Origin of the sequence: Priestia megaterium, assembly GCF_009497655.1 — a bacterium.
Taxonomy (GTDB): Bacteria; Bacillota; Bacilli; order Bacillales; family Bacillaceae_H; genus Priestia; species Priestia zanthoxyli.
Window position 1 is genome coordinate 2756218 of the sequence record NZ_CP023317.1, and the last position, 12459, is coordinate 2768676.

Consider the following 12459-nt stretch of genomic DNA (forward strand, 5'->3'; position numbering starts at 1 on the left):
AAAAAACCCCTTCTGCTTTCCAGAAGGGGTTTACACACTAAACGTTTGAATAAGAGTTGGCTCTCCGTCAAGTTCAATTTTCTTTTCTTGAAAGGAAATATGTAAGCTTTCATAAATATGTTTCCAAAATGAAATAGCCCGCTTATTGCCTGCAAGCTCAATAATCATATACGTTCCTTTTCGATGAGAGAAAATGTCTTTTACCGTTTCAGAAGCAATGCCCTGCTTTCGGTATTTGTTTAAGATAAAAAAATCATTGATGCAGTAATCTGCTTCTTGCTGAAGTGCGGGCTGTTCAAGAAGTAAAAAAAAGCCCGTCAGCTTATCATCTACTTTAATAAAGTATGGCGAGAGGCCTTCTACTTTCCAAAACAAGGGCAGCTCTTCAAAATGAAAAGCTCCATCTTCGCGAATATCTAAAGAAGGTGTATACGCAGATAAATCATGGAGATAAAGAGAATACAAATTTTGCAAAACGCCCGCTTGGCTTTTAGGTACTTTTTCAATCGTAAGCATTCTTAGTTCATCTCCTTCTTTTCCTATCATAAGGGTTTTTTGTGAAAGTTTACAGTAAAAATGTTTGAGGCAAAGTGAAGACGGATAGTCAAAAAGCTCTTTTTTCATTTTGTAGATGTATGAAACGCAATAAAAAAACGATCATCTCCGGTACTGTACGCTCCGTCTGATAATCGTTTTTTATGTTTTGTGTGCTGATGCTGAAGTTTTTCCTTCTTTGTTTTGGTTTTGCGCGTTTCCATGTCTGCAAATATAAACAGGCTGCGGTTTAATTCTGGATTTCGCTTTCCTTCACGCGTCATTTTATCACGCATTTTTTTTGCTTTTGACTTTGCCATGTAACTTCCTCCCTATATAAACGATGTATACATATCTTACTGCTTTTTTATAAAATGTCAAGTTCAGAAGCACTGATGTGTTAACAGTGCTTCTGTATAGTCATGACTCTTTATTTTTCAGCATATCATCTAATTTTTGTTCCATTCTCTGAAGCCTTTTTTCATTTGCCCCCTGCTTTTGAATCAACCTTTTTAAGCCTATAATAAATGCAATTATTACTCCTGCTATTCCTATCAGGATAAGCAGCATAAGAATTTGGAAAATAATATCACCTATATTAACCATAGTTCCACCTTTTATCTATTTTTTTACATTATATCATTTTTTTAGTTATTTCTGCTTTATTTTATAAAAAAAAGCTCTCAGTGCTGAGAGCTTCATTTACTATCTTCATCGTAAACCGTCCACTTTTCCTGTTTGATTTGATTGGAAACATCAATCAGTTTATTTTTTACCCGGTCCTTTTCTGCTCCTGTTAAAGGCGTAGGTCGGTAGTCGTTTCGCGCCGTTGTGGAAGAAATACGGAATGGAATGACGTTGATGTCTTTATTAGTCGTTAGCTTTCCATCTTTAATCGTAAACGTCTGCTGAAATACAAATGTGTCCTTATCACTTGGGTTTTTATTTCCGCCAAACATAAAGTTTCCTAAGCTGTAGACAATAAATTTATTTTTGTATTCTTCAATTCCTTGAACAACGTGAGGGTGATGACCTAAAATCAAATCTGCTCCGTTATCAATTGTATACTTCGCCAGTGCCTGCTGCGCTGTATCAGGAACATAGTGTCGTTCAGATCCCCAGTGGAAATGCACAATGATAATTTTGGCGCCTTTTTCTTTTAAAGACTTAATTCCGTCTTTAATCTGACTTCTTACTTCTTTTGTGTCATCCCAGCCCGGATATCCAAGCAATCCTACTTTGACTCCTTTTACCGTTGTGATATATGTATCTTCATAGCCAAAATAGCCTATTCCGCTTTTCTTTAAGTTTTCTCGTGTATCATCATATCCTTGCTGTAAATAATCATGCGTATGATTATTAGCCAAGTTAACGGTTTCAATACTTCCCTGTTTTAAAATATTTACAAACGAAGGATCACCTTTAAAACGAAATGTTTTACTTGCTTTTTCCGTCGCAGTTGTCAGCGTTGTTTCTAAATTAACCGTTGTTAAGTCATCTTGCTCAAAGATCGATTTTACATTTTGCGTAAAATACGGCAGGCCATTTCTTGCTGCTACGTCGTTAAAAGTAGAATCGTACCCAAAGCTTTCATCGTTTCCTAAGGTAAAATCTCCTGCTGCGCTAACTTTAATGGTTGTATTGATTGCGTCTTTTTTCTCTTTTTTACTCGCTTCTTCTTTAGACTTTACTGTTTCTTCTTTTTTCTGCGGCTCAGAAGAGGTTTGTTCTCCTGCTCCTCCGCACGCTCCCAGTAAAAAACACAAACTTCCATAAATAACAGCTTTTTTTAAATACTTGTTCATGTAACGTTAAAACCCCTTTTTACGTTTTGATAACTGTGTCTGGACTTGGTGTTTACTGCTTATTTCGCCAAATACATACAATTCTCCTGTTATATCGGCAAAATAAGTGAAATTTTTATAAAAAAAGGAAGTTTTTATATTCTTTTTGGGTTAGGACAAGAGGATTTGGCTAAGAGAAAAGTCGCGCAAACGCTGCGGAGAAAACTGATGAGCTGTACTAAACTTCAAGTGATTCACAAAATAGCAGAGCGATTCCAAACATCACCTAAAATAAAAACCTCCTTTGCTCATGCAAAGAAGGTTTTATTTAAACTTAACAAATCGAATCATTAGATTTAGGGTTTTTGAGTCCAAATAACGGGCGGATAAATAGTGCTAAGCCTGTGCCAAGCATTGCCATAACCATCCATACCCATCCATGAAGACTAAATGAAGCAATGCCTCCAAAGTAAGCGCCAATGTTACAGCCAAAGGCAAGTCGCGCACCATATCCCATTAAAAGGCCCCCCACAACAGCTGCTCCTGCAACCCCGGGTTTAATCTTTCCTGGTTTGAACGTTCCTTGCGCCGTCGCTGAAATGAAAGCGCCTAGTATGATCCCAAAATTCAATACGCTGGTAGAGTCTGCTAGCACACTTTGCGTTAGCGCTTCTCCATTTGCACCTTGGAAAAATCCCCAGCTTGATACATCTATTCCAGCTGCCATCATTGCTTTTCCGCCCCATAAAGCAAAGGCAGAAGTAATACCCCAAGGATTTCCTCTTACAGCCAGCGTTAATGCATTTAATACAGCCAGCACAATCGCTGCAGTGAATAGAGGCCAAGAGCCGCGAATGATCTTTTTCCACCCTTTTGTCGTAGGAAGCTGCTTCATCATAGGCGGATTTTTCTTTTTGGCAATTTGAATCGTAATCCAGTAAATCGCTGCAAACGCGATAAGCTGTACAATCCAAGCACCAAAATAACCAAGGCCTGTCGATTCAGCTAATGAAATAGGAGGAAGCGAAGGTTGTTTTTGCCAAAATGGCAAATGATACGCCCCGAACATAGAGCCTACAATAAAGGCTAAAAGCGTTAAAATCATGGAAGAAGAGCCACCGCCTAACGAATACAGCGTTCCTGAGGCACATCCATTTCCTAGCTGCATGCCAATTCCAAACATAAATGAACCAACTATCACGCTGACTCCTACAGGTGAAACATATCCTTTTGGCGTTACCCCTGTAAAGCTAAAGCCTGTACTTAAAATAATAGCAAACAGCGTTGACGCAATCGCTAGCATAAGCATATGCGCTTGCAAGCCTTGAACGTTGCCGACAGATACGAGTCGGCGAAATGCTGATGTAAAGCCAAAACGTGCGTACAGAAGCGTCATTCCTAGTGCTAGACCGATAATAAATAACACACCTTGCGTCCAATCAGTCATTAGCACAATCGCTAGAAGTAAAATAACCGCTGCTATAACCCCTCCTGCAAATAACGGCTTTTGCATAGGGCTTAATTCTGTTACAACAGTAGTTGGCTTTGATTTATATGATGAGTGCAACGTTTGTGCCAAATCATCCACTCCTTTTCTGATAGAAATACTAAGAATTAATATTTATCATCTTATAGCACTTCCCTTTCTCTGTAAACTATTTAGCAAAATGAAAGTGAATTGTTTATTTTTTGAGTATTCTTACTTTCGTTCATACAAAAAGCAGAAGTTTCTGTTCTTCTGCTTTTGGCTGCTAAACGTAAATAGAATGAATCTCTTTTAACGGTTTAGGATTAGGCTTTGCAAAATAATACCCTTGAAACAAATCATAACCCATCTCTATCAGGCATTTTAAATCTTCTTCTGTTTCTACCCCTTCTGCAAGAGCCTGTGCCCCCATTTTATGGGTGATAGCTAACATCTCTTGGGCCACTTTTTTCTGTTTCTCATTCTTACTGACTCCGTTTGTGAATTCAAATGCCAATTTCACGACGTCAGGCTCCACTTCTAAAAGCCGATTCAGCGTATTATAGCCAACTCCTACGTCATCTAAAGCATATTTAAATCCGTGGGAGCGATAATAATTCAAAATGTTTTTTAAATGCTCAATATCTTGAACATCCTCCGTTTCAATCACTTCAAACACAATTTGCTCGGGCTTTATATTCAATTCTTTAATTAATGTAAATGTAGATGCTAAGCAATGCTCAGGATTATATATTGCTGTAGGAATAAAGTTAATAAAAATCAGCTGATGATCAATAATACTAGCATTTTTTACAGCTTCTAAGCGGCAGGCTCGGTCAAGAGCGAAGGTTTTATTTCTTATTTGAGCAGCTTCAAACATTTTAAAAGGAGGTATAATACTTCCGTCTTCTTCTAATCCTCTTGATAAAATTTCGTGGCCAACGATATGCACGCGTTCATGATTAACCGATACAATCGGCTGATAATACGAGCAAATTCGCTTGTCTTCAATCAGCTCATCAATCCACAAGGCATCTTTCATTTTTTGGAAAGCGGTGATTGGCTCCATACGCCGCAGGTTTTCAAACGGGCTCCGCTGCTTGGCTTCTACAGCCCACACATGCCGAGGGTCTAGATGCTGATGAACATAATCCATAAAACTCCAAAAGATATCTTCCCTCATCCAGATCATATCTTCTCCAAGAGTCTTCCATTGGTTTTGAGAAATATCTTTAAAGTATTTTTCCAATTTCTTCACATCCCTTGATTGCTGAAAAGAAACCGTATATCCTGTCCTAATTGGCAGACACGCGTCGCACCCCATAGCTCATCTTCTCCCTCATTTATCATCAGTTTTTTGTATGTATACACGGATAGTTCTTAGGAACTATACCACTTTTAAGAAACTTGCAAACCCTATTTTTCCGCTAAAATAGAATGTACCAAAAAGTTTTGGTAAAATGATAGACGTGTTTTATTGTCTACATCATAAGACGCACTTGATAAAAGGAAGTGAACTATACATGAGCAAAAACCGTTTTACGAAGTGGTTTTTATTTTCTTTACTACTCTTTGCCTTAAGTACTGGAGCAATGTATTATACGCTCTATATATCGTACTGGGCGTATTCTATTAAACTGTTTTTAATTGTGGTGCCGCTCTTTACATTATTATCGGTTGCTTTTGGTTCGTTGGTAATCGTTCATGAGCGCAAAAGAAAACGCGTATTTCAGCTACAAAATGAAGGAGGCATTTCCAAAAATACGTTTATTCAAGGTTTTTCCGAAATAACGGTAGGAGCAGGCTGCATCTTGCTGTGCTTTTTTCTCTTTCTTTATTTTCTAATGGATTATTAAGTACATATAAAAAAGACGAGCAGGCAGCTCGTCTTTTTATTTGGATCTTTCTAGAATATCTCGAACGGTTGCATAATCAAGCTCTTTATAAGTACCAACACCTGGTTTTACAAAGGTCTTTTCAACAATCGCATCAAATTCAGAGTCATCAATATCATAGTCACGCAAGCTGTTCGGGGCTCCTAAGTCATTCCAGAAAGTGCGAAGCGCTTTTGCACCTTCCATTGCTGTTTCTTCATCGCTTTTTCCTTCTGGGTTGATGCCAAATACGTTTACAGCCAGTTGTTTTACACGAGAAGGATCTTCTTTTAGCACATGCTCCAGCCAATTAGGGAACAAGATAGCAAGGCCGCCTCCGTGGGGAATATCATACACGGCCGACAGAGCATGTTCAATACGATGAGTAGCCCAGTCTCCTCCATCCGTTCCGTTTGCTAAGCTTCCGTTAAAAGCCGTCGTGCTGATATACATCATTGTTTCACGATACTGATAAGAAGTCAGGTTTGTAAGAAGCTTAGGACCTTCTTGTACAGCTGTTCTTAGCAATGATTCAATAAAGCCGTCGATCATTGGCGTATTTTCTGTGCGGTGAAAATAGTGTTCAAGCGCATGCGACATACTATCAACAATTCCATAGACTGTTTGGTCGCGCGGCACTGAAAACGTGTACGCCGGATCTAAGATAGAAAAGACGGGAAATACATGAGAAGACGTCCAACCTAGCTTTTCTTTTGTTTCCCAATTTGTAATAACAGAAGTTGAATTCATTTCAGATCCTGTTGCCGCAAGTGTTAAGACCGTTCCAAAAGGAAGAGCACCTGTAATCTCTACTTTGCGTGTAATTAAGTCCCATGTATTCCCTTCATACACGGCTCCAGCTGCGATAGCTTTTGTACAATCGATCACGCTTCCCCCCCCAACGGCTAAGAGAAAATCAATGTTTTCTTTTTTACATATGTCAACGCCTTTAGCTACCGTAGTCAAACGAGGGTTCGGTTCTACACCAGACAGCTCGTGAACAACCGCGTCAATAGACTGAAGTTCAGCTTTCACTTCGTCGTATACGCCATTTTGTTTGATGCTTCCTCCTCCGTATACTAACAGAACGTTTACTTGTTTAGTGTAAGAAGCAAGCTCTTGCGATAGCTTCGTAATTTGATTTTTTCCAAAGTATAATTTGGTAGGATTGTGCTGCAAAAATATATTCATGTTCTACACCTCTAGTTTTCTTTTCTTGTAAAAAGTGTATCACGAAAGCAGCTTCATCATTATTGAAGATTCTCTATATCTATTATCAATATTTTTGATAACCTTCTTGTACAAGTGAAATGAAGTGTTGAATGGGTGCCGTCAGCCATTTTTTCTTTTTGAATATGAGCTGTGAATAAAGATAAAATTCTTCATGGTCAAACGGGATTTTAATCAGTTTTCCATTTTCAATCTCTTGTTTTACCGCTATTTCTGGCACAAGAGCAATACCTAAATTATCCGCTACGCACTGTTTAATTGCTTCAAGACTGCTAAATGAAATCACCGATTGCATATGAATACCCCTGCTGCGCATCATCTCTTCTAAAAGCGTACGATAAGGGCAGCCGCTCTCGGTTAAAATGATGGTTTCTCCTTCAAACTCTTCCATTACAACGTTGTTTTTTTCACTAAAAAAATGAGAAGGCGAAGCAATCATAACCATGTTTTCTTTTCGAATAGGAATCACTTGTAAGCTTGAAGATGTTTGAAGGCGATCAAGCAAAACGGCTACGTCATACTTTCCGTCAATAATCCCTTGTGTTAAATTTGGACATAAACCCGCTTCTAGCATAATCTTTAGAGAAGGGTGCTGCTTTTTTAATTCACGAATATACGGTGTAATAAAATAAGCGGCCAGCGACTCCACGGTTCCTATTGAAACTGTTCCTCTAGCATCTTCATTCGTAGTAAGGCGCTCTTTTGCTTCATTTAATAACTCGGTTACTTGATTCACATAATAAAGCAATTCTTCACCAGGCTGAGTCAGCTTCATTTTTTGTCCTGTTCGTTCAAATAGTTTTTGACCGTAATGATCCTCTAATTTTTTTATATGAGTGGTAACGCTTGACTGAGCATACCCTAATTCCTCGCCCGTTCGTGTATAGCTCCCCCACTTCGCTACTTCTTTAAATGTATATAAATAGTTAATATCCATGTGCTGCTCCTTATGTACTGCTGTTTTGTTTCGTTATCCATATGCTAAAGCTGTTCTTAATCAGAACCTATACGTAAATAGAATCACAGTACAGTATAAGCGAACTTGTTTTGCCAAGCAATTTTATCAACCTTAAAAATTCTTTTTATATTAGGCAATTACGTCGTTTTTTGTTCATAGAATGAAAAACAAACTTATGAAAAGAAAGGGTGTATCTCGTGACAGCCTACAAAGAAGTGCTATATAAAGGAAAACGCTTTGTACTGATTCACGTATATGATTCAGGATACTGTGAAATTCGACCGATTGATCATGCTTTTAAAGTCGAACTTGTGCGATTAGATGAGATAGAACAATGTGGATAACAGTCATGAACGCAGCCATTGCAGCTGCGTTTTTGTTTGTATTATAAACAAGTGGATGAGATAAAAATACCTGAATTGGCTGGCCTTTTACATAATTTCTTCCTGTATACTTTGTAACTAAGGATATCCGCACTTATTTACTTTTTATACTTACACGAGGTGATGACATGAAAAAAGGCTGGCTGGAATGGATATTATTATCCGTTGCGTTAATTTGGGGAGCCAATTATACAATCGGAAAATTTGGAGTTGCTCATATGTCTTCCATTCAATTTAGCGCGCTGCGTTTTATAATGGTTGCTCCTATTCTTTTACTTATTACAGGAATAGTAGAGCGAGGCATTCGGATCGAAAAAAAAGACTGGGGACGTTTAATAGCGGTCAGCATAGTAGGCGTTACACTCTATCAAACGCTGTTTATGGTATCCGTTAAGTATACGACAGCTACAAATGCTTCTTTACTTATTTCGATGTCTCCTATTTTCACAGGAATCTTAGCTATCTTATATAAGCATGAAGCTTTTTCATTAAAAACACAGCTAGGCTCTGTGCTTGCTTTTTTCGGGGCTGCGTTTGTACTGCTGTTTGGTCACTCTAGTCATGCGCTGTCGCAGCTTGCATGGTTCGGAAATATCATGGGGATTGTAGCGGCCGTTGCGTGGGGCTGGTATCCGATTTTAGCAAAACCTTTAGTCGTAAAATATTCTGCTTTGCGCGTGACTGCCTGGTCTGCTTTGATCGGAGCTATTCCTCTTACTGTCTACTGTCTTTTCACCTATCAAACGCTTATCTGGCCAACAGATGTAGGCAGCTGGAGCTCTTTGGCATACTCTGTTTTGTTCGTGACGGTGTACGGACTAGTAATGTGGTATGTAGGAATTGGAAAAATTGGATCTACAAAAGTAATGGTTTACATGTATGTTATTCCTTTATTTGCCGTTGTTTTTGCTGCTGTAGCCATTGGAGAAACCATCAATTCCATGCAGCTGCTTGGAGGACTTATTATTTTTAGCGGTTTGTATATTGTTAAAAAAAGCCCTGCTCCTAAAACAGCTCTCAAACTTAAAAAAGCAAACTAACAAGAGTAACGGATGCGGAGAAATTGCTAAAAGCTATTTTACTAGTAAATCCACACTATAGATGACAACGACTAACGCTCAGGAAAAACCTGAGCGTTAGTCGTATGAAATTTTACTGATCTAATTGAATAAAACGATTGTTAGTTTCATTAATGAACCTTCATTATATTAATTAATTCTATGATTTTTTTATCCTCACCTGGGTCAACGTGAACCAGCTTTGTATTTTGAATAATATCCTCTGTGTAATTTTTCATAAAACCCTTATCTACCTGAGCAGAACTGGACCAATGTGAAGGAACGTTGTACACGTTAATTGTACCATTTCCGTTACTACTATAAGTCACTGAACCATCAACAGAACGAGAACCCTCTAATGTAACAACGTCTTTTGGATAGCTAGCACTAGTATCGTCATAAATATTGACTAATTCTCCGGCTGAAATGTGGCGAACATTTAGCTCATCTATCTCTTGATTTGGTCCTAGCTGTAACCAAATTCGAGCATATTCAATTTGTTTGCTCGAATAATTAGATAGTGTTTTTTTGTCTTCCTTCTTACTAACCTTTGAATTACTATTTCCAGACGAAATGCTATCGGAATTTTCATCAACAGCTTTTTCTGAAGAGGCGTCATTTTTATCAGCTTTGTCTGATTGCTTCGACTCACTGCTTGAGGAACTTTCATCTGTTTTACTCGCAGCTTCTTTTGTTGAGGGGCTTCCATCCGTTTTGCCTGTAGCTTCTTTTACTGAGGAATTTATATTCATTTCACTTGTGGTTTCTTCTATGGATTTTTCGTCCTTGTTTCCAGCACACCCTACTAACGTTCCCACCAGCATAAATATAGCAGCATGAAAATAAACACGCTCGGTTCGTTTTTTCATTCGTCAAATCATTCCTTTCGTTTATTTGTTAATTTAAGCGAATGACAATATTTTCGTTTTATATCCAAACCTGTATAAAAAGCAGCTAGACTCTTTTTAAACTGTATTCATGAGTAATTTTATATTGATTATATACGCGTTTAAAACCGGTTCGTTCATAAAATAACTTCGCTTCCTCAGTATCTGTATAAAGAACGAGGCTGTCGTAGTAGTTCTCTGCATAGTGAATAATTTCTTTTAAAAGTCGTTTACCTATACCCTTTCTGCGAAACTGAGCTGAAACATAAAATCTTCTTACTCTTCCAACGTTAGCACACTTACTGTAAGGGTCTTGATTAAGGGCCGCTACGGCTATTAATTCGTTTTGTTCACCGTAAACTCCCCACAGCCTTTCTCCTGTTTTGTTAAATACGTTTTGAGCATTTTTATATTCTGCTATTAGCTTTGTAAGAAAGACAAAACCTTCCTGCTGACTTTCCATTAGCAGTTCTTTTATATCCTGCTCCATAAGATACGTTAGCCTGATGATTTTCATATATTCCCTCTCCGTTCAGCAGATGATTTTGTTTCGATAGAATGCTTATTATGCACTAATACGGCGATACCTGTTAGAGCCGTTAACAGCAATATGAAGCTTGAAAATAGATATACAAACCTCACCCCAAAGAAGTCCGCTACTGTCCCTACAAACGCGATAGAAAGAATAAACGCACCCTGTACAAGAGTTGATTTTGCCGCTATTACTTTAGGAAATACCGAACTGCTGCAGGCATTTTGATAAATGGTTTCCTGCGCTGCGTCTCGAAGCTGATAGGCAGGACCCATCATTACCAAAAGTGCTAAAGCTAAATACGGGTTCGTTACTAAGCCGTAAAAACCGGTTAAAACAGCATAACCAATTGAGCCTGCGAACATAAGAAGCAAAAGCCTTCCTTTTACCATAGAAGACATTCGGTACACAATAATTCCTCCGACTATGCTTCCAAAATAATACGCACCGTTTATATATCCCCACCATACTTCTCCTTTTCCAAGCACTTCTTTCACAAAAGAAAGAGTAATAGCCCCAATCCAAATGGTTCCAACGAGTGATTCAGTTATGTCCATTATAACGAGTGCTCTGATGCGTTTATGTACCCATAAAAAGCGCCATCCTTCCATTAGCTTTGCCACGCTTCGCTTTTCTGGCTGCTTGTATCTATGAGCTTCTTTTATAAACAGCAAGCAAACAAACGAGAACAATAAAAGACCTGCCGTTATACATAAAGAATAAGTGAATCCTGTTAAAGACAAAACGAAACCACCAAGGGACCACCCTGCAAATAGAAAGGTTTGGTCAATTGTTGAAAGCAAACTATTGGCCTGCATTCTTTGACTATCACTTACTAAGCTACGGACAACCGACGTTTTAAAAATAGTAAAAAAACCGTTAAAAAAAGAAATGATCCCAACAATGACAAAACACATCGCTAGTACTGTGACTGTAAATTCTTGTGTGAGTAGCATATACAATCCAGCGAGCATTCCTATTTGCATAACCTGTACAGCCCGCATAATATGAATAGATTTATATGTATCGGCTAGTAAAGGTACGCTAAGACCACTAAGGAGGCGAGCAAGTAAGCTCGTCATCGTAATCATTGATGCAAGAGCTGTTGAACCGGTGTTTTGATTTATATAGGAAGTCAGGGCCATTGTATAAAGAACAAAACCTAAATTTGTGGTTACTTGACTTGCTGCTAAAAAATAAAAACGCTGAGTCAATTTTTTCTCCTTTCCGTTAGACGTAACATACAAAGGGATAATATTTTTTGTTAATTTTTCCCTTTTTTAAACTATAACACTATTTGACGAAATCCAAAACTATCTATAATTTAGTAGATGGAGGTTTTTATGTTTAAATATAGTTTTCTTATTGTTCTTATTGCTTTTTTACTTATTAACTTTAACGGCCAGGAAAATCAAATTGTAGGCGGGAGAATAAAAAAAGAGCGAAGTGAGGTTTTCTTTGGAGAATATGACAGCTTTACAGGCCGCTACTCTCGGAGCATTAAACTCAAAAAAGGCGTAACCTACGTTTTCAGGCTATCTAAAAACACTAAAAGTGGAGACCTTTCTCTATATGTAGAAGATCCAAGACGTACACGTTTCTTTGAGATGACTAATAACTCTCTTTATCTAACACCCGAAAGAACGAGAAGATATCGTATTAACTTTATAGGCTCTGAGCATAAAGGATCTTTTCAGCTTCACTGGAAAAGCAGCGTTCAAAGGGATGATAATGAAACATCTGTTTAATGCCAT

Annotated in this window: 15 protein-coding genes; 4 read left to right on the top strand and 11 right to left on the bottom strand. The window is 38.1% G+C overall.

Annotation, left to right across the window (positions count from 1 at the left end):
- Nucleotides 1-30: 30 nt before the first annotated feature.
- From CEQ83_RS13885 to CEQ83_RS13910, 6 genes are all read right to left on the bottom strand, one after another.
- Complete coding sequence (locus CEQ83_RS13885; RefSeq protein WP_028412945.1) at nt 31-516, bottom strand: GNAT family N-acetyltransferase; 486 nt, start codon at nt 514-516, stop codon at nt 31-33.
- A gap of 104 nt (nt 517-620) precedes the next feature.
- Nucleotides 621-854, bottom strand: coding sequence for a hypothetical protein (locus CEQ83_RS13890; RefSeq protein ID WP_063247778.1), 234 nt, complete (start codon nt 852-854; stop codon nt 621-623).
- A 100-nt stretch (nt 855-954) separates the two neighbouring features.
- On the bottom strand, nt 955-1140 hold the full coding sequence (locus CEQ83_RS13895) for a DUF4083 family protein (RefSeq protein WP_013057499.1): 186 nt from the start codon (nt 1138-1140) through the stop codon (nt 955-957).
- Nucleotides 1141-1232: 92 nt separating this feature from the next.
- On the bottom strand, nt 1233-2339 hold the full coding sequence (locus tag CEQ83_RS13900; protein ID WP_014459640.1) for a CapA family protein: 1107 nt from the start codon (nt 2337-2339) through the stop codon (nt 1233-1235).
- A gap of 313 nt (nt 2340-2652) precedes the next feature.
- Entirely contained in the window at nt 2653-3897 is a 1245-nt protein-coding gene (locus CEQ83_RS13905) for a YeeE/YedE family protein (RefSeq protein WP_099331099.1), read from the bottom strand.
- A gap of 172 nt (nt 3898-4069) precedes the next feature.
- The gene (locus CEQ83_RS13910; RefSeq protein ID WP_155010066.1) at nt 4070-5107 is read right to left on the bottom strand and encodes an EAL domain-containing protein; all 1038 of its coding nucleotides are present in this window, start codon (nt 5105-5107) and stop codon (nt 4070-4072) included.
- 199 nt (nt 5108-5306) lie between these two features.
- Between CEQ83_RS13910 and CEQ83_RS13915 the strand changes: the two genes are divergently transcribed.
- The gene (locus tag CEQ83_RS13915; RefSeq protein WP_028412940.1) at nt 5307-5639 is read left to right on the top strand and encodes a hypothetical protein; all 333 of its coding nucleotides are present in this window, start codon (nt 5307-5309) and stop codon (nt 5637-5639) included.
- 36 nt (nt 5640-5675) lie between these two features.
- Here the strand turns inward: CEQ83_RS13915 and CEQ83_RS13920 are convergent, their stop codons facing one another.
- Nucleotides 5676-6848 (bottom strand): iron-containing alcohol dehydrogenase, encoded by a 1173-nt coding sequence (locus CEQ83_RS13920; protein WP_155017330.1) that lies wholly within the window; start codon nt 6846-6848, stop codon nt 5676-5678.
- Between the two features lie 85 nt (nt 6849-6933).
- Nucleotides 6934-7824: a LysR family transcriptional regulator gene (locus CEQ83_RS13925; RefSeq protein ID WP_098999488.1), complete on the bottom strand. Its 891-nt coding sequence runs from the start codon at nt 7822-7824 to the stop codon at nt 6934-6936.
- A 218-nt stretch (nt 7825-8042) separates the two neighbouring features.
- Here CEQ83_RS13925 and CEQ83_RS27085 point away from each other — a divergent pair, with 218 nt between their 5' ends.
- Nucleotides 8043-8189: a hypothetical protein gene (locus tag CEQ83_RS27085; RefSeq protein ID WP_013057506.1), complete on the top strand. Its 147-nt coding sequence runs from the start codon at nt 8043-8045 to the stop codon at nt 8187-8189.
- Between the two features lie 167 nt (nt 8190-8356).
- A complete protein-coding gene (locus CEQ83_RS13930) occupies nt 8357-9268 on the top strand; it encodes a DMT family transporter (protein ID WP_028412937.1) in 912 nt (303 codons plus the stop codon).
- Between the two features lie 149 nt (nt 9269-9417).
- On the opposite strand, the gene CEQ83_RS13935 is transcribed toward CEQ83_RS13930, so the two are convergent.
- From CEQ83_RS13935 to CEQ83_RS13945, 3 genes are all read right to left on the bottom strand, one after another.
- On the bottom strand, nt 9418-10155 hold the full coding sequence (locus tag CEQ83_RS13935; RefSeq protein ID WP_028412936.1) for a hypothetical protein: 738 nt from the start codon (nt 10153-10155) through the stop codon (nt 9418-9420).
- 85 nt (nt 10156-10240) lie between these two features.
- Nucleotides 10241-10690, bottom strand: coding sequence for a GNAT family N-acetyltransferase (locus CEQ83_RS13940; protein WP_034327686.1), 450 nt, complete (start codon nt 10688-10690; stop codon nt 10241-10243).
- The gene (locus CEQ83_RS13945; RefSeq protein WP_028412935.1) at nt 10687-11919 is read right to left on the bottom strand and encodes an MFS transporter; all 1233 of its coding nucleotides are present in this window, start codon (nt 11917-11919) and stop codon (nt 10687-10689) included. The genes CEQ83_RS13940 and CEQ83_RS13945 overlap by 4 nt, the downstream gene beginning before the upstream one ends.
- A 129-nt stretch (nt 11920-12048) precedes the next feature.
- On the opposite strand from CEQ83_RS13945, the gene CEQ83_RS13950 reads away from it, so the two are divergent.
- Nucleotides 12049-12453: a hypothetical protein gene (locus CEQ83_RS13950; RefSeq protein ID WP_028412934.1), complete on the top strand. Its 405-nt coding sequence runs from the start codon at nt 12049-12051 to the stop codon at nt 12451-12453.
- The last annotated feature ends 6 nt before the right edge of the window (nt 12454-12459 follow it).

Coding starts and splice junctions, on each gene's coding strand:
- CEQ83_RS13885 (WP_028412945.1), bottom strand. CDS start 516: ATGCTTACGATTGAAAAAGTACCTAAAAGCCAAGCGGGCGTTTTGCAA.
- CEQ83_RS13890 (WP_063247778.1), bottom strand. CDS start 854: ATGGCAAAGTCAAAAGCAAAAAAAATGCGTGATAAAATGACGCGTGAA.
- CEQ83_RS13895 (WP_013057499.1), bottom strand. CDS start 1,140: ATGGTTAATATAGGTGATATTATTTTCCAAATTCTTATGCTGCTTATC.
- CEQ83_RS13900 (WP_014459640.1), bottom strand. CDS start 2,339: ATGAACAAGTATTTAAAAAAAGCTGTTATTTATGGAAGTTTGTGTTTT.
- CEQ83_RS13910 (WP_155010066.1), bottom strand. CDS start 5,107: ATGGGGTGCGACGCGTGTCTGCCAATTAGGACAGGATATACGGTTTCT.
- CEQ83_RS13915 (WP_028412940.1), top strand. CDS start 5,307: ATGAGCAAAAACCGTTTTACGAAGTGGTTTTTATTTTCTTTACTACTC.
- CEQ83_RS13920 (WP_155017330.1), bottom strand. CDS start 6,848: ATGAATATATTTTTGCAGCACAATCCTACCAAATTATACTTTGGAAAA.
- CEQ83_RS13925 (WP_098999488.1), bottom strand. CDS start 7,824: ATGGATATTAACTATTTATATACATTTAAAGAAGTAGCGAAGTGGGGG.
- CEQ83_RS13930 (WP_028412937.1), top strand. CDS start 8,357: ATGAAAAAAGGCTGGCTGGAATGGATATTATTATCCGTTGCGTTAATT.
- CEQ83_RS13935 (WP_028412936.1), bottom strand. CDS start 10,155: ATGAAAAAACGAACCGAGCGTGTTTATTTTCATGCTGCTATATTTATG.
- CEQ83_RS13940 (WP_034327686.1), bottom strand. CDS start 10,690: ATGAAAATCATCAGGCTAACGTATCTTATGGAGCAGGATATAAAAGAA.
- CEQ83_RS13950 (WP_028412934.1), top strand. CDS start 12,049: ATGTTTAAATATAGTTTTCTTATTGTTCTTATTGCTTTTTTACTTATT.